Raw genomic sequence first — 19,162 nt, forward strand, 5'->3', positions numbered from 1 at the left:
CGATCATGCACTTGTGGTGCCTCGCAAAAGCCGCATAAATGGGTCAACCGGCCACCACAACTCCATGATCGGCGAGGCGGGAGGCGAGGCGGGAGGCGAGGCGGGGTGGGAGGTGGGGTGGGTTTAGGGGGTGGGGGAGGTTAGGGAGATCAGGGAGAAGAGGGCGCCGGTGGGGTCGCGGAGGGCGGCGATGCGGCCGGCGGGGATGTCGCGGGGTGGGACGAGGATGGTGCCGCCGAGTTCGGCGGCGCGGGCGGCGGTGACGTCGGTGTCGGCGACGGAGAAGTAGACCGTCCAGTACGCGGGTGAGTCTGCCGGGAACTCGTCACCCAGCGGCGGCATCATCCCGGCCACCACGCGGTCGCCGAGGCGCCAGCCGGTGTAGGCGACCTGCCCCATCGGCTCCTCCTCCGGTTGCCAGCCGAAGACCAGCTCGTAGAAGACCCGGGCCCCGTCCGGGTCGGGTGTGACCAGCTCGGTCCAGCTCATCGCGCCGGGTACGTCGAAGACCTCGGCACCGGCGAAGGCCATCGGCTGCCAGACGCTGAACGCGGCGCCGGCCGGGTCGCTGAAGACCGCCATCCGACCCCGGTCGAAGACCTCGAACGGCGGCACCACGACCTGACCGCCAGCCCGCTCCACCCGCCCGGCGACCAGGCCGGCGTCGTCGGTGGCGACGTACGTGGACCAGATCGGCACCTGGTCCGGAACGGCCGGCGGGCCCACGCCGGCCACCGCCTGGCCGTCGAGCTGGAAGACCGTGTAACCGCCCGCCTCCGGTTCGGGGTCGACCCGGCCGGTCCAGCCGAAGAGTTCCGGGTAGAAGCGTCGGGCCGCGTCGAGACCCGGCGTCGCCAGGTCGGCCCAGCAGGGTGTGCCCGGCGGGACGCTGGCCACGGCTACCCCTCTCGACCTCCGGCGACCGCCACCCGACAGTCTCTTACCGGCATCGTGGCACCGCCCGGCCGCCGCGGGGGGCGGAATCGGGTGCAACGTCAGCTGAACCGGCGACCCTCGTCCCGCCGGTACGCCCACCCGCCGAGCACGGCCAGCACCACCAGCCAGACCCCGAGCATGATCAGCGACACCCGGCTGGCCGAGTAGTCGCCGACGGCCGCCCACATCAGCTCCACCGCGCCCCGGGTGGGCAGGTACGGCGCGATCGCCTCGATGAAGCCGGGCGCCTCACCGGGAGCGGAGAGCAGCCCGCCACCGAAGGCGAGCGGGAAGAAGACGAGCTGGGCCACCACGATCGCCGCCTTGCTCGGCAGCGCGTACCCGATGGTCAGCCCCATCAGCGTGAACGGCACCGAGATCACCGCCACGGTGACCAGCGCCACCAGGAACGCCGCCGGGGTGATCCGGGCCTCGGTCAGGGTCGCCGCGATCACCACCACCGGGATCAACGACAGGTAGGTGATGGTCAGCCCGGCCAGTACCCGCCCGGCGAAGCGCGGGGCCGGCCCGGCCGGCAGGGTCCGGGTGAACGGGTCCCACGGCTGTTGGCGGTCCTCGGCGACGCCCACGCCGTAGGTGAAGATGTTGGTGCTCATCACCGAGAAGGTGACCATCGAGGCGGTGGCGAAGGTCGCCGCCACGGGGTCCTTCCCGGCGAACGGCACCACGAAGAAGAGCATCGCGGCGGCCGGGAAGAACGCGCTACCGAAGATCGCGATCGGGACGCGGATCGTCTCCAGCAGCTGATAGCGCGCGTGGGTCAGGGCGAGTTGCACGGTCGAGGTCCCCTCAGGCGGCGGCCGGCTCGGCGTCGGCGGTGGTGATGGCGAGGAACGCCTCCTCCAGCGAGGTCGGGCGTACCTCCAGGTCGCGGAACTCGACTCCGCTCGTGACCAGGTCCCGGACCAACTGGTCGGCGTCGGGGGTGAGCAGGTGGGTGCGGCCGTCGACCTGTTCGGTGCGGACCACGCCGGGCAGCGCCGGCAGCGCGTCGGCGGTGAGGCTCACCCGGCGTACGCCGACCACGGCGCGGACCGCGTCGACGGTGTCGTCGGCGAGCACCCGGCCGTGGCCGATCACCACGACCCGGCGGGCCAGCGCCTCCACCTCCTCCAGGTAGTGGCTGCTCAGCAACACCGTGCCACCGTCGGCGTGGAACCCCCGGATCGCTTCCCACAACGTGTGCCGGGCCTCGACGTCCAGGCCGGTGGTCGGCTCGTCGAGCAGCACCAGGCGGGGCCGGCCGACGAAGGCCAGCGCGACCGCGAGGCGGCGCTTCTGCCCACCGGAGAGCCCGCCGGTCTGCCGCCGGGCCAGCTCGCCCAGGCCGAACCGGTCGAGCAACTCGCCGCGGGGGATCGGATCCGGATAGTGGGCGGAGACGAAGTCGACCACCTCGCCGACCCGCAGCGTGGCGGGCAGCCCGGTCTCCTGCGGGGTGACGCCGATCTGCCGCCGGGTCGCCGGGTCACGCGGGTCACCGCCGAACAGCTCCACCCGGCCGGACGTGGGGTGGCGCAGCCCGACCAGCAGGTTGAGCAGCGTGCTCTTGCCGGCGCCGTTCGGCCCGAGCAGGCCGACCAACTCGCCGGCGCGCACCTCGATGTCGACCTGGTCCAGGGCGAGGACGTCGCCGTAGCGGCGGCTGACCCGGTCGGCGCGGGCGAGGATCACGGGCTGCTCCTTTCGGTGTGAATCACCTACCGGTCTACCTGGTGGACGCAAGTGGATACCGGAGGGGTCCGGCGCTGCGGTCGTCAACCGAGCGGGGCGGGCAGCGGCGCGGCATGCAGCACCGAGAGCCGGGACACGGCTCGGGTGAGCACCACGTACAGCCGGTGTAGCCCGCGTGGCTCGGCGGCCACGATGGCGGCCGGTTCGACGACGATGACGTGGTCGTACTCCAGCCCCTTGACCAGGGTGGCGGGCATCACCGTCACCCGCGTCGCGGCCTGCGGGTCGTCGTCGGTCGCGGTCTCGACCCCCGCCGCCGCCAGCGCCGCCCGCAGCCCCTCCACCGCGTCGTCGGCGGCGATCACGCCGATCGACCCCTGGTGGGCCAGCGCCGCCCGGACCTCGGCCGCCGTCGCTCCAGCAAGATCGGTCACGGTACGCACCTCCAGCGCGCCGTCGCGGCGCAGCGACTCGGCCGGCGGTACGTCGACGGCGAGCGCCGGAAGCAGCCGGTTGGCGAAGGCGAGCACGGCCGCGGGCACCCGGAATCCGACCGTCAGCGGAACCACCGCCGCGTCCGGCTTGCCCAGGTGGCGCAGGGTCTCCCGCCAGTCGATGGCGGCCCATGGCGCGGTCGCCTGGGCCAGGTCGCCGAGGAGGGTGAGCGACCCGTGCTCGCTGCGCCGGGCGATCACCCGGCACTGCATCGGGGAGAGATCCTGGGCCTCGTCCACCACGACGTGTCCGTAGCCGGCCGGGCGCTCGATCAGCCCGGCCGCCTCGTCCAGCAGCACGGCGTCGGCAGCGGTCCACCGGCTCGCCTTGGCCGTCCGCCCCAACCTCGTCCCACCCGCCATGCTCGTGGGGTGGCCGGAGAGGAGGGTCTGCTCCGGTGGCGACAGTAGGCCGTCGGCGGCTGCGGCGAGCCGGGCGGCGTCGCTGAACAGGGCGTGCAGCAGCCCGTCGGGGGTGAGGGCCGGCCAGACCGCGTCCAGGAAGGCGGTGACCGGCTTCGCCCGGCCCATCCGGCGCAGCCACGCGTCGCCCGGCGACTCCGCCCGCCGGGCCTCGGCCTGCCGTTGCAGCAGCCCGACCACCCGGGCCCGGATCCGTTCCCGTCCGACGGCGTACGGCAGCCTCTCCTCGCGCGTCTCGTGTACCAACCGGTGTAGCGGCTCCAGCCCGATCCGCCAGCGGAACGAGCCGTCGGAGACGACGATCGGCTCGGTCGGCTCGCCGACGCACGCGTCGACCGCCCGGCGCAGCACCTCGGCCATCCGCGCGTCGTGCTTGAGGGTGGCCACGGCCGGTGGGTCCACCGCACGCAGCGCCACCCGATCGACCAGGTCCTCGACGGTGGCCTGTTCGACCTCCACCTCACCGAGGGCGGGCAGCACCGCCGCGATGTACCCCAGGAAAGCCCGGTTCGGGCCCACGACCAGCACCTTTGACCGCCGTAGCCGTTCCCGGTGCAGGTAGAGCAGGTACGCGGCGCGGTGCAGCCCGACCGCGGTCTTCCCGGTGCCCGGTGCGCCCTGCACGCAGATCGAGTCGGCCAGGTCGGCCCGGACCAACTCGTCCTGCTCCGGCTGGATGGTGGCGACGATGTCACGCATCGGCCCGACCCGGGGGCGCTCGATCTCGGCGGTGAGGATCCGGCTGGCCGTGCCGAGTTCCTCGCCCCGATCCAGGTGCTCGTCCTCGAAGCTGGTCAGCACCCCGTTACCGAAGCCGAACCGGCGTCGTACCGCGAGGCCCTGAGGGTCGCGGGCGCTGGCCCGGTAGAACGACCGGGACACCGGTGCCCGCCAGTCCAGCACCAACGGTTCGCCCTGCTCGTCGGTAACGTGCCGGCGGCCGACGTGGTACCGGTGCCCGGCGTGCTCGGCGTCCGCGTCGCCGAAGTCGAGCCGGCCGAAGAACAACGGCGTACGCGGATCGTCGGCCAGCTCGGCCACCCGCCGGGCGAGGTGGCGGCCGAGCTGCTCAGCGGTGTACGCGTCGCCGGCCACCTTGTCACCGGTGGTGAAGAGCGCCTCGGCGCGCTCCCGCATCCGGTGCAGCGCCGCCCGGGAGGTGGACAGGTGCGCCTGTTCGGCGGCCAGTTCGTCGTCCAGGTCCGGCCCGGACTGGCGGCGCTTTGCGGCATGCGGGATCTCTCGGGCGTGCAGGCTCATCCATGTGCTCCTCGACACGGGAAAAGGCTGCCGCTCGCGTTTCCGACTTGTCGGTCGGCGCGGGGACGTCCGCTGCGGTGCTACTCACCGCGGCCGTCAGGCGGAACGGAAAGCCTACTCCTCGACCGGACCGGGGCAACCGGATTTCCCGCCGGCCGCTCGTCCGACCTCGGGGTGCGGGGTTGGCCACTTTGATGCCGGCCCGCTGAGCAGGCCCGCGGGGGCGAGGATACGGTCAGGGCATGGTCGACCGCGTCGCCCGCCCCCGGGTCGGGCACATCCAGTTCCTCAACTGCCTGCCGATCTACTGGGGGCTGATGCGTTCCGGCGCGCTGCTCGACGTCGACCTGCACAAGGACTCGCCGGACCGGCTCAGTGCCGCGCTGGTCGCCGGTGACCTGGACATCGGGCCGATCTCCCACGTCGAGTACCTGCGGCACGCCGACGATCTGCTGCTCCTGCCCGACCTGGCGGTGGGCAGCGATGGCCCGGTGCTCTCGGTCAACCTGGTGAGCACCCGGCCGCCGGCCGAGCTGGATGGTGCCCGGGTCGCGTTGGGCTCCACCTCACGGACCGGCGTGCTCCTGGCCCAACTGCTGCTGCGGGAGCGTTACGGGGTCCGCCCGGAGTACTTCCGGTGCCCACCGGACCTGACCCAGATGCTGCTGGAGGCGGACGCCGGGGTGCTCATCGGTGACGTGGCCCTGCGCGCCCTCTACGAGGCGCCGCGCCGTGGCCTTGAGGTGACCGACCTGGGGCAGGCCTGGCGGGAGTGGACCGGCCTTCCGATGGTCTTCGCCGTGTGGGCGGTCCGCCGGGACTTCGCCGCCGCCCATCCCGGCCTGGTCAAGGAGGTGCACGAGGCGTTCCTGCGCTCGCGCGACCTGTGCCTGGCCGAGCTGGACCAGGTAGCCGAGTCGGCCGCCCGCTGGGAGCCGTTCGACGCGGCCACTCTCGCCGACTATTTCCGCGCCCTGGACTTCTCCCTCGGCGACCGTCAGATCGCCGGCCTCCGCGAGTTCGCCCGCCGCGCCGCCGCGCTCGACGAGGTTCCCCCGCTGCCCGCCGACGGTCCCGCCTTCTTCACCGGCTGACCCCGCCCACCGGCTGTCACCCGTGGGTCAGGTCGCGGAGGTCAGCAGGGCTTCGGTGATCTTCTGGCAGTTGTTCATGCCGTACTCGTAGCCCTTGTTGATGGGGTAGCGGAGCATCACGCCCATCGTCCAGGTGTCGCCGATCGCCAGGCAGTTGACGTGGATCTCCTGCTCCCGGGTGCGGTCGACCCAGCCGTTCTTGATGGCGATCGTCTTGGCCTCGGCGTCCGGGAACGCCTTGCGGATGCCGAAGTCGCCGGCCCCGCGTACCAGGCGCATCTCGTTGAGCAGCCACTTGGTCCACTTCGGGCCGGCGGCCCGACCGTCGGCGATGCAGTTGCCCAGGCGGGCGGTGTCGCGCGGGGAGAGTTCGGTGCGGCTCCACCCGAGATCGCTGGAGACCTTGCTGTCGGTCAGGTCGCAGGTCGAGAGCAGCCGCTTGATCGAGGCGGAGCGGCCGATCTGGGTGTAGAGCTGCTCGGTGCGGGTGTTGTCGCTGTCCCGAATGATCTTCGTGAGGTCGTCCAGCTTCGCGTCGCTCGGGGTCTGCCCGGCATCCGCGGTGCGGCGCAGGTAGTCGGCGACGATCCAGGACTTGATCAGGGACGCGGTGGTGTTGGTCTCGGTCATGTTCTCCGAGCCGATGATCTCGCCCGAGCGGCGGTCCAGCACGCTCCAGGCGTACCAGCCGTCGATGTCCAGGTCGATCTCCTTCGCCTCGAACGGCAGCGGCTCGGGCTCCGGCGACGGGCTGGGCGAGGGGGACGACGAGGGCCGCGAGTTGCGGTCGGTGGCGGACCCGGTGCGGGCCGCCGGCGACTCGGCCCGACCCCATTCGGCCGCGGCGGCGGACTCGAAGGGCGAACCGGGCAGCAGGCGCAGCGAGACCAGAACCAGTCCGATCAGGACGGAGGCGATGGCGACGAACCGTAGCGGCGATGTGTCGCTCTTCGGGCTGCGGCGGTTGCGGGCCATCAGAGTGTCTTCACTGTCGGCTGCTGCGGCACCTTGAGCGCGCCACCGGGCTGCGGGGTCACCAGTTGGGCCGCGACACTGGCGCAGACATCCGCGCCGTAGTCGAGCCCGCTGCTGTACGGGTAACGCATCATCACCGCAAGGCTCCACTTCTCGGTCACGGCGAGGCAGTTGACGTGCCAGTTGCCGTCGTAGCTGAGCGGGGTCCAGCCGTTCTTGATGCTGACCGGGCCCTGACTGATGATCGACGTGGGCAGGCCGTCGATGATGCCCCACTTGCCGCCGCCGGAGCGGGCCTTCTGGTCCTTGGCGGCGGTGCTGCCGCGTACCTTGGCCATCTCCGAGAGCACCCATTTGGTCCACTTCGGGCCGGCGGCCCTGCCGTCGGCGATGCAGTCGCCGAGCCGTACCGCGTCCCGTGGTGACATCCGGGTGAAGCTCCAATACCCCTCGTAACCGGAGACGTCACCCCGCTTGGTGTCGGTGAGGTCGCAGATGCTGATCGCCCGCTTGATCACCGGCCCGGGCTGGCCGCCGGGCGGCACCACGTACGAGCCACCCGCGATCCGGTAGATGACGTTGGTCGCGTCGTCGTCACTGTCCCGGATGGCCAGACTGGCCGCCTTCTTGAACGTGGCAGGCGGCTCCTCGTCGCCGAGTTGGCGCAGGTAGTCGGAGACGATCCAGGCTTTGATCATCGACTCGGTGGAGCTGGTCGCGGCCAGGTTCTTCGAGCCGGAGATCTTGCCCGACTCGCGGTCCATCAGCGCCCAGGAGAAGAATTCGCCCTTGAAACCCACCGATACCGTGCCGGCGGCCAGGGTCGGCTGCGGTGGCGCAACGGGTGCGGGCGCGGCGACGCTCTCCGGCTTCCCGGCAGCCTCGCCGGTGGAGAGCCGGGCGTACGCGGCCGGCACCAGCATGACGCCGCCGATCAGCACCGCCGTGACGGCAAACACCATGGTCACGCGAGATCGCATGAGCGGGTGAGCTCCCGATATGAGGGCCGGGGGGACCGGCTGGGTTGCCAGGACTGATCGGTGTGGATCGCCTGGGGCCGGGGGAAGCGGCCCCTGTCAGCCGGCGATCGTCTTCAGCCGATCGGTGTGACGGGGGAAGTCTACGTGCGGATTCGCGCCACGCCAGGACCCGACGCAGGTCAACGCGCCGTGAAGGTGGAACAACCGACCGCTATGTGACTGTTGCGAGGATTTGCCGGCTGTTCGTGACCCAAGTCATAGTCGCGGGCGCTACGAGTGGCGGTCGGCTGGTGACGATGGGCAGTTGTCCCAATTCTGTGACACCCTCTGGTGTCTTGGATCGCCAGCTGTAACACTTAGGGAATGTATGGCAATGACTTCCTGGGCGAGGACGCGCCCGGCGGCCTGCTCGGCGAGGTCGAGGCGGCGGAGGCGGCGCTACGGGCGGCCGCGGAGCGGGAACGCGGTGCGGCCGGCCCGGGTGAGGACCTGGCCGCGTACTTCGCGGAGGTCGTCGGCGCCGACCAGAAGATCGAGCCCCGCGACTGGATGCCCGAGGCGTACCGGCGGACGCTGATCCGGCAGATCGCCCAGCACGCCCACTCCGAGATCATCGGTATGCAGCCGGAGGGGAACTGGATCAGCCGGGCCCCGTCGCTCAAGCGCAAGGCGATCCTGCTGGCCAAGGTGCAGGACGAGGCCGGCCACGGCCTCTACCTCTACGCCGCTGCCGAGACCCTCGGCATCAGCCGCGACGAACTGGTCGACCTGCTGCTGAACGGGCGGCAGAAATACAGCTCGATCTTCAACTACCCCACCCTCAGCTGGGCCGACGTCGGCACCATCGGTTGGCTGGTGGACGGCGCGGCGATCGTCAACCAGGTCCCGCTCTGCCGGTGCTCCTACGGCCCGTACGCCCGCGCCATGATCCGGGTCTGCAAGGAGGAGTCGTTCCACCAGCGCCAGGGCTACGAGATCCTGCACACGCTCGCGCACGGCAGCCCGGCGCAGAAGGCCATGGCGCAGGATTCGGTGGACCGCTGGTGGTACCCGTCGCTGGCCATGTTCGGCCCGCCGGACGGCGACTCCACCCACTCGGCCCAGTCGATGGCCTGGAAGATCAAGCGCTTCTCCAACGACGAGCTGCGCCAGCGCTTCGTGGACATGTGCGTCGGCCAGGCGGAGGTGCTCGGGCTGACCCTGCCCGACCCCGACCTGCGCTGGAACGAGGAGCGCCAGGCGTACGACTTCACCCAGCCCGACTATGCCGAGCTGATGCGGGTGATCTCCGGCGACGGGCCGTGCAACCGGGAGCGGATGGCGCACCGGCGTCGCGCCCACACCGAGGGTGCCTGGGTCCGCGAGGCGGCCGTGGCGTACGCGGCGAAGCAGCGCAGCAAGGGGCAGCGAGGCAAGGAGAAGGTGGCGGCGTGACCGAGCGTAGCGAGCGGGGGCTCTCGCCCCTCTGGGAGGTCTTCGTCCGGGCCCGGCGCGGGTTGGCGCACACCCACGTCGGCAGCCTGCACGCGCCCGACGCCGAGCTGGCCCTGCGTAACGCCCGGGATCTCTATACCCGCCGCCAGGAGGGGGTGTCGATCTGGGTGGTGCCGGCGAGCGAGATCACCGCGTCCAGCCCCGACGAGAAGGACGCCTTCTTCGACCCGGCCGCCGACAAGGTCTACCGCCACCCCACCTTCTACGAGGTGCCAGAAGGGGCGGCCCACCTGTGAGCGCGAGGAGTGAGCCGGGTCTGCGAGCCCCGCAGTCCCGAACGGAGATGGCCCGGTGAGCGCGAGGAGTGAGCCGGTTTTGCGAGCCCCGCAGTCGCGAACGGAGACCGCCCGGTGAGCGCGCCCTTCGCCTTCACCCTCGCCCTCGGCGACGACGCGCTGATCGCCGCGCAGCGGCTGGCCGAGTGGACCACCCGCGCGCCGGAGATGGAGGAGGACATCGCGCTGGCCAACATCGCCCTGGACCAGCTCGGCGCGGCCCGGCTGCTGCTGTCGTACGCGGCCGAGTTGGAAGGCGCCGGCCGGGACGAGGACGCGCTGGCGTACCTGCGCGACGACCGGGAGTTCCGCAACTGCCTCCTGGTCGAGCTGCCGAACGGGGACTTCGCGGTCACCATGGCGAAGCTGCTTTTCCTGTCGGCCTACCAGCTGCCGCTCTACACCGCGCTGGCCGGCTGCGCCGACGAACGGCTGGCCGCGATCGGCGCCAAGGCGCGTAAGGAGTCCGCGTACCACCTGGATCACGCGGCGCTCTGGGTGCGACGGCTGGGCGACGGGACCGAGGAGTCGCACCGGCGGATGCAGGCCGGCATCGACCAGATCTGGCCGTACGCCCACGAGCTGTTCGCCGCCCGGCCGGAGGCGCCGGTCGACCCGGCCACCCTGCGGGGCGACTTCGACGGCACCGTGGCCACCGTGCTCGCCGAGGCGACGCTCACCCTCCCGGAGCCGGGCTGGGCACCGGCCGGCGGGCGCGACGGGGTGCACACCGAACACCTGTCGTACCTGCTCGCGGAGATGCAGGTGCTGCACCGCGCCCATCCCGGAGCGAGATGGTAGACCCGCGCACGGCGGTGGCGGCGGTGGTGGATCCGGAGATCCGGGTGATCACCATCGAGGATCTCGGCATCCTGCGGTCGGTGGAGGCGGATCCCGGCACCGGCCGGGTCGTGGTGACCATCACCCCCACCTACACCGGCTGCCCGGCGATGGACGTGATCCGCGCCGACATCCGCCGCGCGCTGGCGCGGGCCGGTCATCTCGATGTCGAGGTGCGCACGGTGCACAGCCCGGCGTGGAGCACCGACTGGATCACCGACGCCGGGCGGGCCAAGCTGGCCGCGGCCGGCATCGCCCCGCCGGCCCCGGTCCGGTGTGCCGGCGTCGTACCGCTCACCCTGGCCGTCCGCTGCCCGCGCTGCGGGTCGCCGGATACCGAGCAGCTCAGCCGCTTCGGGTCCACCGCGTGCAAGGCACTCTGGCGCTGCCGCGCCTGCTCCGAACCCTTCGACCACGTGAAGGCACTGTGACTGTCACCATCACCCGCCCGGTCCGCCGCCGGCCCGTGTTCCACCCGCTGCCCGTCACCGCCGTGGACCGGCTCACCGCGGACGCCGTCGCGATCACCTTCGCGGTGCCCGAGGAGCTGCGCGCGGCCTTCGCGTTCCGCGCCGGTCAGCACCTGACCGTACGCCTGCCGGCGGCGGCCGAGAGCGCCGGCGCACCCGCGGGCGGCGAGGCGGCCGGTAACGGGGCCGGCGCGCCGGGCGGCGGGGACGTGCGGCGCTCGTACTCCATCTGCTCCACGCCGGTGGAGTTGGAGCGGCGCGGCCGGCTGCGGATCGGGGTGCGGGAGGTCCCCGGCGGCGCCTTCTCGTCGCATGCCTGCGCGGCGCTGCGGCATGGTGACATCGTCGAGGTGCTGCCGCCGCTGGGGCACTTCACCACGGCGTTCGCGCCGGACCGGACCCGCCGCTACGGCGCGGTGGTCGCCGGTTCCGGCATCACCCCGGTGCTCTCGCTGGTCGCTACCGCCCTGGCCGTCGAGCCGGCCAGCACCTTCACCCTGGTGTACGCCAACCGCACGGCCAACTCGGTGATGTTCGCCGAGGAGTTGGCCGACCTGAAGGACCGCTACCCGACCCGGCTGCACCTGGTGCACGTGCTCTCCCGGGAGCAGGGCGAGTCGCCGCTGCTCTCCGGGCGGATCGACGCCGAACGGCTGGGCCGGCTGCTGGACACCATCGTGCCCGGCGACACGATCGAGGAATGGTTCCTCTGCGGCCCGTACGGGCTGGTGGTGGCGGCCAAGGCGGTGCTCACCGCGCGGGGGCGGGCGGAGTCGGCGGTGCACACCGAGCTGTTCCACGTCGATGCGCCGCCGGAGCCGGTGCGCCGCCCGGACGAGTCGCCCGACGGCTCGTCCGGCACCGAGGTAACCATCCTGCTCGACGGCCGCTCGTCGCGCTTCGCCATGCGTCGGGACGAGCGGGTGCTGGACGCGGCGCTGAAGGTGCGCGGCGAGTTGCCGTACGCCTGCAAGGGCGGGGTCTGCTCGACCTGTAAGGCGAAGGTGGTCTCCGGCGAGGTCGAGATGGCCCGCAACTACGCGCTGGAGCCCGACGAGGTGGCCGCCGGCTACGTCCTCACCTGCCAGTCCAGCCCTGTCACCGACACCCTCACGGTCGACTACGACGCCTGACTGGCAGGGCGTCGTGGGCACGCCCGCCGTGCTGTCGCGGCGATAGCGGATCGAGAAAGCCCGCGCCAGGCTTGAACGCGCACCGGCCCGCAGTCGTCTGAGTGTCGTAAGGCAGGACCGACAGCATGCCTTCCGGTTTTCGAAAGGTGGGCGGTCCGTCCTGCGATGCTCCACATTGGACGGACGTTGATACGGTCAACTCCGGCCAATCTGGGCTTTTCGGCCGAAGGGAAGCTATGCGTAAGTTCACGTCGGTGGTCCTCACCGCGGCTATGGCGTTCGTGGCGATGGACGCGGTGGTCGCCGCTCCCGCCCGGGCTGCGGCCACCCAGGAGTACGTCGCTCTCGGTGACTCGTACGCCTCCGGAGTCGGCGCGTACCCGTACGACTCCGCCAGTGGCGCATGTCTGCGCAGCCCGAAGAGCTACCCCAGGACGCTGGTGTCCTCCCTCGGCGGGTACACGCTGAAGGATGTCACCTGTAGCGGGGCGACCATCGCGGACGTGCGCAGCAAGCAGCTCTCCGCGCTGAGCAGCAACACCGCCCTGGTCAGCATCACGGTGGGTGGGAACGACGCCCAGTTCTCCGCGGTGGCGAGGGCCTGCCTCACCGAGAGCGAGGTGTACTGCAAGGAGGCGACGGGGTACTCGTCGTACTACGCGAGGAACCAGATGGTGGGTGAACTCGCCGGCCTGTACGGCGAGATCAAGCGCCGCGCGCCCCGTGCCAAGGTGGTCGTGCTCGGCTACCCGAGGCTGGTCGCCCCGACCGGCTCGTGCGGCGCGATCAGCCCCAGCACCACCAAGCGCGCCAACATGAACGCCAACGCGGACGCCGTGGCCGAGGGCACCCGGGCGGCGGCGAGCCGGGCCGGGGTCACCTTCGTCGACATGCGTCCGGTCTTCGCCGGCTACGAGGCGTGCAGCGCCAGGCCATTCATCCACGGCGTCGACCTGACCCGCCTCACCGAGACCTTCCACCCCACCGCGGACGGGCACGGCGCGTACGCCTTCGTGCTCTCCGCCCACCGCTCCTGACCCACCCGCCGGGGCCGTTCGCCGTCCGCGCCACGGGCGCGCGGGCGGCCCCCACGCAGATCTTGGTACGTGAGCGCCCCTCGTGGGGCCGTCCCGTGTGCTGCCGCGTGGGTTGAAGCAGAGCAAAGAACGTCGGAGGGCAGCCCTACCGTCGTCTGGTGGCGGTGACGCAGCCTCCGACCACCGAAGCTCGCTTGAGGTGCTTGCCGGGTGTGGCCCAGGTCCCAGCAGGGCACCGTGGTGGCTGATCAGGCTCGGCGTAGGCTCGGGGCGTGACGGTGAGCCGGGAGATCGACGACATCCTGCAGCGCGGCGCGGACGGCGGGCGGATCGCGCCCGAGGAGGCGCTGCTGCTCTACAGCGAGGCGCCCTTCCATGCTCTGGGCGAGGCCGCCGATGCGGTGCGTCGGCGGCGGTACCCGGACAACATCGTCACGTACCTGATCGACCGCAACATCAACTACACCAACGTCTGCGTGACGGCGTGCAAGTTCTGCGCGTTCTATCGGGCGCCCAAGCACAAGGAGGGGTGGACCCACCCCACCGAGGAGATCCTGCGTCGCTGCGGCGAGGCGGTCGAGCTGGGCGCCACCCAGGTCATGCTCCAGGGCGGCCACCACCCGGAGTACGGCGTGGAGTACTACGAGGAGCTTTTCTCCTCGGTGAAGAAGGCGTACCCGCAGCTCGCCATCCACTCGATCGGGCCGAGCGAGATCCTGCACATGGCCAAGGTCTCCGGGGTGAGCCTGGACGAGGCCATCGCCCGGATCAAGGCCGCCGGGCTGGACTCGATCGCCGGTGCCGGCGCCGAGATGCTGCCGCAGCGGCCCCGCAAGGCGATCGCGCCGCTCAAGGAGTCGGGCGAGCGTTGGCTGGAGGTCATGGAGCTGGCGCACCGGCAGGGCGTCGAGTCGACTGCGACGATGATGATGGGCACCGGCGAGACCGCCGCCGAGCGGATCGAGCACCTGCGGATGATCCGCGACGTGCAGGACCGTACGCGCGGCTTCCGGGCCTTCATCCCGTGGACGTACCAGCCGGAGAACAACCATCTCAAGGGCCGGACCCAGGCGACGACGCTGGAATACCTGCGTCTGGTGGCGGTGGCCCGGCTGTTCTTCGAGACCGTGCCGCACCTACAGGCGTCCTGGCTGACCACCGGCAAGGATGTCGGCCAGCTCGCGCTGCACCTGGGCGTCGACGACCTGGGCTCGATCATGCTGGAGGAGAACGTCATCTCCTCGGCCGGCGCCCGGCACCGGTCCAACCTGCACGAGCTGATCGGGATGATCCGCTCCGCCGACCGGATCCCCGCCCAGCGGGACACGCTCTACCACCGGTTGGCGGTGCACCACACGCCCGCCGACGACCCGTCCGACGACCGGGTGGTGTCGCACTTCTCGTCGATCGCGCTGCCCGGCGGCGGTGCCGGCCGGTCGCTGCCACTGGTCGGGACGAGCTGACCGACGCGCGGGCCGGGAGGGTCCTTCGCTCGCGGCGGGTGCTCGTGGCGGCATCACGGTCGGTTACCCACGGTGGCACACTGCGTCGACGGCATGGCTTGTGTCGGTGTCAGCCGAACGGCCGGTCGGAGTTATCCATCTGGCTCGAAGCATCGGGCTGCCGCGCGGCCGGTCCGGGCGTGGTCGGGCAGCAAGAGCCATCAATCCGGACAATCCTTAAGTGAGCATTAGCTGAGCAGCTGATGCTGGGTGTGTTTCCGGGGTGGCGCGGGTGATCGCCGACCGATAACGTCCCCGCCCGTAGCTTTCCGTCATCCCACGGGGGAGACCACTTCATGACCTTCCGCACCCGCCGAGCCGCCAGCCTTGCCACGGCCGCGCTGCTCGCCTCGGGCGTGTTCACCGGTCTCAGCGCACCGGCCCATGCGGCCGGCACCGAGACCGACCTGGCGATCACCGCCGCCGGCACCCGCCTCACCAGCGGCGTCGAGGGCAAGGTCGCCTGGGCCAAGATCGCAAACCAGGGCGAGGGTACGCCCGGCAAGGTGTTCCTCAAGGTCGACATCTCCAAGGTGGACGACAGCAAGCTCGTCCTGGAGCCGTACCAGGAAGGTGGATGCCCTGCCACCGCCGACGCCAAGCCCAAGCTGCACGTCTGTGAGCTGGACGCGGACGAGATCCCCGGGCCGGGCGAGACGATCGAGGTGCCGATCCTGCTGCTGAACCAGGCCAAGGGCCTCACCGAGCCGTACAGCGCGCCGGTGACCATCAGCGTCGAGTCGCCGGACGACACCGACGACAGCAACAACAGCGTCGACATCAACGTCGAGCTGACCCCGGAGAGCGGCGTCGACCTGGGCGTGTACGTCCCCGACGTGAAGACCCGCGTCGACTTCGAGACCGGCGACGAGGGCCCGCTGCGGCCGGGCGACACCAGCGTCGTCGTCGGCCTGGTTTTCAACCAGGGCGACCTGGCCGTCAAGGGCGTCAAGTGGACCTACCGGCTGCCTGAGGGCGTGACTTTCACGTTCGACGACGAGGTGTGCACCTACAGCGCCGATCGGCGCACCGCCGTCTGCGAGGACAAGGCGCTCGTCATCGAGACGGGCGACGTGCTCCTCCACGGGTTGCCGGTGGCGGTGGACGACGGTGTCGAGGCTCCGGTGACGCTGAAGGAGGGCTGGCTGGAGGCCGAGGCGTTCGGCTCGCTGCCGGCCGGTGCCCGAGTGAGCCAGCAGGCCACCAGGCCACTCTCCGACCGCGCCGAGGTGCGTGCCGTCGAGGACACGGAGTACGCCGACATCGACCCGTCCGACAACAAGGACGACTTCGCCGTGATCGTTGCCGCCGATGCCGGCGGCGGGGGCGGCGGGGGTGGTGGCCTGCCGGTGACCGGTGTGCAGGCCGGCCTGATCGGCGCGATCGGCGCGGGTGTGCTGCTCGCCGGCGTGGCGATGTTCCTGGTCGCCCGCCGTCGCCGGGTGGTCGTGGTGGCGCCGGGTGACGAGAAGCCGGACGCCTGAGGTTCGTCCTCTATCGGCCCGCGAGGGTCGTTCACATAACGCAGGGCAGTCAGGGCGGGATGGGTGACCATCCCGCCCTGAGTGTGTCGGTGACCCGCACCGGGCCGGCCGGGGTCGGGCTGGCAGAGTGGAGGGGTGAGCCGTACCCCGCAGGGCCATCGCGCCAGCCTGGACAAGCAGCCGCACGAGGTCGCCGCGATGTTCGACGGCGTCGCGGCACGCTACGACCTGACCAACACCGTCCTCTCCTTCGGGCAGGACCGATCCTGGCGGCGGGCCACCCGGGCCGCGCTCGACCTGCGTCCCGGGGACCGGGTCCTCGACGTCGGCGCGGGCACCGGAGTCTCCACCGAGGAACTCGCCCACTCCGGGGCGTACGCGGTCGGTGCCGACCTGTCGCTCGGCATGCTGCACGCCGGCAAGCGCACCCGGCCGCAGGTGCCGCTGCTGGCCGGGGACGCCCTGCGGCTGCCCTTCGCCGACGCCAGCTTCGACGCGGTGACCATCTCCTTCGCGTTGCGCAACGTCAACGACACCGACGCCGCGCTGCGTGAACTGGCCCGGGTGACCCGGCCCGGCGGCCGGCTGGTGATCTGCGAGTTCAGCACCCCGGTCAACGCCGCCTTCCGCACCGTCTACCTGTCGTACCTGATGCGTTCCCTGCCGGCGGTGGCGCGGACCGTCTCCAGCAACCCCGACGCGTACGTCTATCTTGCCGAGTCGATCCGGGCCTGGCCGGACCAGCCGGCGCTGGCGGCGCGGGTGGGCGCGGCCGGCTGGGGCCGGGTGGCGTGGCGCAACCTGACCGGCGGAGTGGTGGCGTTGCACCGGGCCGTCCGGGAGTGATCTCCACTATTTAGGTGAATGCAGCGATTTAGTCCGCTTTGCCCCGTAGGCTGGCCGGCATGACGGATCCGAAGGACGTGGCCATCGATGATGCCGCGGAGCTGGTGGAGCAGCTCAGGGATCTGGCCGGCGCGGATCCCGCCGACGTGCGCCAGGTGGTGTCCGAGGTGCTCGCGGCCCTCGACCGGGCCGCCGGCGGCGCGCTGCGTGAGCATCTGCCGGAGACCATCCGGGCCGGCCTGGACGCGACCAGCCCGACCCGGTAGCGACCACCCGGCCGCCCCGCCGAGCCCCCGCCGCCGTCCCGAATTCCCGCGCGCCATGGCGGCGGAGCGGCCCGCAGCGCCGTGACCGGCCCTTCTCCAGCAGGTTAGGTCGCCCTAACAAGGCGAGCTTGCGGCGCCGGTCCTAGACTCGTCCCGGCTGGCTTGTGAAGCATTTCACGAGCATGCGGGAGGAGGCGCGGATGACCGCGGTGGAGAACGACGCCGACGTGATCGTCGTGGGCGCCGGTCCCGGTGGTTCGGCGACCGCGTACCACCTGGCGCAGCATGGCGTACGCGTGCTGCTGCTGGAGAAGACCGAGTTCCCCCGGGAGAAGGTCTGCGGTGACGGGCTGACCCCGCGCGCGGTGCGGCAGCTGATCCGGATGGGTGTCGACACCTCGCCGGAGGCCGGCTGGCTGCACAACCGGGGCCTGCGGGTGATCGGCGGGGGCCTCCGGCTGGAGCTGGACTGGCCAGATCTCGCCAGCTTCCCGAACTACGGCCTGGTGCGTACCCGGCTCGACTTCGATGACCTGCTGGTCCAGCGGGCGGTGGGCGCCGGCGCGAAGCTGCGCACCAGCGTCAACGTCATCGGCCCGGTGCTCGACCCGGACGGCCGGGTGATCGGGGTGCAGGCCGAGGACGGCCCGGAGAAGACCCCCGCCGCCTTCCACGCGCCGCTGGTGGTCGCCGCCGATGGCGTGTCGGGGCGCTTCCCGCTCGCGCTCGGGCTGGCCAAGCGGGAGGACCGCCCGATCGGCGTGGCGGTGCGGCGCTACTACCGCTCCGAGGCCCGGCACGCCGACGACTACCTGGAGTCCTGGCTGGAGCTGCGGGCCAAGGGCAGCGACGCGCTGCTGCCCGGGTACGGCTGGATCTTCGGCCTCGGTGACGGCCGGGTCAACGTCGGCCTCGGCATCCTCAACTCCTCCTCGGCCTTCGGCAAGACCAACTACCGGCGGCTGCTCACCGACTGGCTGGCCAACACGCCGCCGGAGTGGGGCATGTCCGACGAGACGAACGCCGAGGGGCCGATCCTCGGCGCGGCGTTGCCGATGGGGTTCAACCGGGTGCCGCACTACACCCGCGGGGTCATGCTGGTCGGCGACTCCGGCGGCATGGTCAACCCGTTCAACGGCGAGGGCATCGCGTACGCGATGGAGTCCGGCGAGCTGGCCGCGGAGATCGCGGTGCAGGCGCTGGCCCGGCCCGCCGGTGCCGAGCGGGAGCGGGCCCTGATGGCGTACCCGCAGGAGTTGAAGACCCGGTTCGGCGGCTACTACCGGCTGGGCGGGATCTTCGTGAAGCTGATCGGCCGGCCGGAGATCATGCGCGTGGCGACGAAGCACGGCATGCCGCACCCGACCCTGATGCGCTTCGTGCTCAAGCTGCTGGCCAACCTCACCGACCCGCGGGGCGGTGACGCGATGGACCGGGTGATCAATGCGATGACCCGGGTCGCGCCCACGGTGTAGGGGCGCGGCGCAGGCAAGGTCCACCCCGGCGATGGTCGCCGGGTGGGATGTGAATAGTGTGAATTTCGCCAACGAACGAGGGCAGGGAAGGACGAGCAGGAGAAGAATATGTCGCTCTCGCCTTACGTACCCATCATCGGGCTGCTCGCCCTCGCCGCCGGGTTCGCGCTGTTCTCGATAGCCGCCGCCCGCTTCGTCGGGCCTCGCCGCTACAACAAGGCCAAGCTCGAAGCCTATGAATGTGGCATCGAGCCCAGCCCGCAGCCGATCGGCGGAAGCCGGTTCCCGGTCAAGTTCTACCTGACGGCGATGCTCTTCATCGTCTTCGACGTGGAAATGATCTTCCTTTACCCGTGGGCGGTCTCCTTCGACTTCCTGCCGGTGTTCGGGTTCGTCGCCATGTTGATTTTCATCGGTGCGGTCTTCGTCGCGTACGCCTACGAGTGGCGGCGCGGCGGCCTGGACTGGGACTGAGGGAGGAAC

19 protein-coding genes are annotated in these 19,162 nt (G+C 71.3%); 13 read left to right on the plus strand and 6 right to left on the minus strand.

Features of this window, described 5'->3' with window-relative positions; translation table 11 throughout:
* Nucleotides 1–123: 123 nt before the first annotated feature.
* The 4 genes from ACQPYA_RS01810 to ACQPYA_RS01825 all read right to left on the minus strand — a co-directional run bounded on the left by ACQPYA_RS01810 (nucleotide 124) and on the right by ACQPYA_RS01825 (nucleotide 4,808).
* The gene (locus ACQPYA_RS01810; protein WP_433530897.1) at nucleotides 124–897 is read right to left on the minus strand and encodes a VOC family protein; all 774 of its coding nucleotides are present in this window, start codon (nucleotides 895–897) and stop codon (nucleotides 124–126) included.
* Nucleotides 898–995: 98 nt separating this feature from the next.
* Nucleotides 996–1,733, minus strand: a complete 738-nt coding sequence (locus ACQPYA_RS01815; RefSeq protein WP_433530898.1) for an ABC transporter permease — start codon at nucleotides 1,731–1,733, stop codon at nucleotides 996–998.
* Between the two features lie 13 nt (nucleotides 1,734–1,746).
* Nucleotides 1,747–2,631, minus strand: coding sequence for an ABC transporter ATP-binding protein (locus tag ACQPYA_RS01820; RefSeq protein WP_433530899.1), 885 nt, complete (start codon nucleotides 2,629–2,631; stop codon nucleotides 1,747–1,749).
* A gap of 83 nt (nucleotides 2,632–2,714) precedes the next feature.
* A complete protein-coding gene (locus tag ACQPYA_RS01825) occupies nucleotides 2,715–4,808 on the minus strand; it encodes a HelD family protein (RefSeq protein ID WP_433530900.1) in 2,094 nt (697 codons plus the stop codon).
* Nucleotides 4,809–5,050: 242 nt separating this feature from the next.
* Here ACQPYA_RS01825 and ACQPYA_RS01830 point away from each other — a divergent pair, with 242 nt between their 5' ends.
* Nucleotides 5,051–5,902, plus strand: coding sequence for a menaquinone biosynthetic enzyme MqnA/MqnD family protein (locus tag ACQPYA_RS01830; protein WP_433530901.1), 852 nt, complete (start codon nucleotides 5,051–5,053; stop codon nucleotides 5,900–5,902).
* A 27-nt stretch (nucleotides 5,903–5,929) separates the two neighbouring features.
* Here the strand turns inward: ACQPYA_RS01830 and ACQPYA_RS01835 are convergent, their stop codons facing one another.
* Both ACQPYA_RS01835 and ACQPYA_RS01840 read right to left on the minus strand, forming a co-directional pair.
* Entirely contained in the window at nucleotides 5,930–6,877 is a 948-nt protein-coding gene (locus tag ACQPYA_RS01835) for a serine hydrolase (protein ID WP_433530902.1), read from the minus strand.
* A complete protein-coding gene (locus tag ACQPYA_RS01840; RefSeq protein ID WP_433530903.1) occupies nucleotides 6,877–7,857 on the minus strand; it encodes a hypothetical protein in 981 nt (326 codons plus the stop codon). The genes ACQPYA_RS01835 and ACQPYA_RS01840 overlap by 1 nt, the downstream gene beginning before the upstream one ends.
* Before the next feature lie 363 nt (nucleotides 7,858–8,220).
* On the opposite strand from ACQPYA_RS01840, the gene paaA reads away from it, so the two are divergent.
* The 12 genes from paaA (at nucleotide 8,221) to ACQPYA_RS01900 (ending at nucleotide 19,153) form a co-directional block, all read left to right on the plus strand.
* Nucleotides 8,221–9,291, plus strand: a complete 1,071-nt coding sequence (paaA, locus tag ACQPYA_RS01845; protein ID WP_433530904.1) for a 1,2-phenylacetyl-CoA epoxidase subunit PaaA — start codon at nucleotides 8,221–8,223, stop codon at nucleotides 9,289–9,291.
* Nucleotides 9,288–9,587, plus strand: a complete 300-nt coding sequence (gene paaB / locus ACQPYA_RS01850) for a 1,2-phenylacetyl-CoA epoxidase subunit PaaB (protein ID WP_433530905.1) — start codon at nucleotides 9,288–9,290, stop codon at nucleotides 9,585–9,587. The genes paaA and paaB overlap by 4 nt, the downstream gene beginning before the upstream one ends.
* Before the next feature lie 114 nt (nucleotides 9,588–9,701).
* Nucleotides 9,702–10,427 carry a 1,2-phenylacetyl-CoA epoxidase subunit PaaC gene (paaC, locus tag ACQPYA_RS01855; RefSeq protein ID WP_433530906.1) on the plus strand — a complete coding sequence of 242 codons (726 nt, stop codon included), beginning with the start codon at nucleotides 9,702–9,704 and terminating at the stop codon, nucleotides 10,425–10,427.
* Entirely contained in the window at nucleotides 10,421–10,897 is a 477-nt protein-coding gene (gene paaD, locus ACQPYA_RS01860; RefSeq protein WP_433530907.1) for a 1,2-phenylacetyl-CoA epoxidase subunit PaaD, read from the plus strand. Before paaC ends, paaD begins: the two co-directional genes overlap by 7 nt.
* A complete protein-coding gene (locus ACQPYA_RS01865) occupies nucleotides 10,894–12,069 on the plus strand; it encodes a 2Fe-2S iron-sulfur cluster-binding protein (RefSeq protein WP_433530908.1) in 1,176 nt (391 codons plus the stop codon). The genes paaD and ACQPYA_RS01865 overlap by 4 nt, the downstream gene beginning before the upstream one ends.
* Nucleotides 12,070–12,305: 236 nt before the next feature.
* The gene (locus ACQPYA_RS01870) at nucleotides 12,306–13,106 is read left to right on the plus strand and encodes an SGNH/GDSL hydrolase family protein (RefSeq protein WP_433530909.1); all 801 of its coding nucleotides are present in this window, start codon (nucleotides 12,306–12,308) and stop codon (nucleotides 13,104–13,106) included.
* Between the two features lie 272 nt (nucleotides 13,107–13,378).
* A complete protein-coding gene (gene mqnC, locus ACQPYA_RS01875) occupies nucleotides 13,379–14,569 on the plus strand; it encodes a cyclic dehypoxanthinyl futalosine synthase (protein WP_433530910.1) in 1,191 nt (396 codons plus the stop codon).
* 335 nt (nucleotides 14,570–14,904) lie between these two features.
* Nucleotides 14,905–16,092, plus strand: coding sequence for an LPXTG cell wall anchor domain-containing protein (locus ACQPYA_RS01880; RefSeq protein WP_433530911.1), 1,188 nt, complete (start codon nucleotides 14,905–14,907; stop codon nucleotides 16,090–16,092).
* 198 nt (nucleotides 16,093–16,290) lie between these two features.
* Nucleotides 16,291–16,938 (plus strand): demethylmenaquinone methyltransferase, encoded by a 648-nt coding sequence (locus ACQPYA_RS01885; protein WP_433533352.1) that lies wholly within the window; start codon nucleotides 16,291–16,293, stop codon nucleotides 16,936–16,938.
* Between the two features lie 59 nt (nucleotides 16,939–16,997).
* Nucleotides 16,998–17,204, plus strand: coding sequence for a hypothetical protein (locus tag ACQPYA_RS01890; RefSeq protein WP_433530912.1), 207 nt, complete (start codon nucleotides 16,998–17,000; stop codon nucleotides 17,202–17,204).
* Nucleotides 17,205–17,404: 200 nt separating this feature from the next.
* On the plus strand, nucleotides 17,405–18,679 hold the full coding sequence (locus ACQPYA_RS01895) for a geranylgeranyl reductase family protein (RefSeq protein ID WP_433530913.1): 1,275 nt from the start codon (nucleotides 17,405–17,407) through the stop codon (nucleotides 18,677–18,679).
* Nucleotides 18,680–18,787: 108 nt separating this feature from the next.
* A complete protein-coding gene (locus ACQPYA_RS01900) occupies nucleotides 18,788–19,153 on the plus strand; it encodes an NADH-quinone oxidoreductase subunit A (RefSeq protein WP_433530914.1) in 366 nt (121 codons plus the stop codon).
* Nucleotides 19,154–19,162 lie beyond the last annotated feature (9 nt).

It is taken from the genome of Micromonospora sp. CA-263727 (genome assembly GCF_050942455.1).
Taxonomy (GTDB): domain Bacteria; phylum Actinomycetota; class Actinomycetes; order Mycobacteriales; family Micromonosporaceae; genus Micromonospora.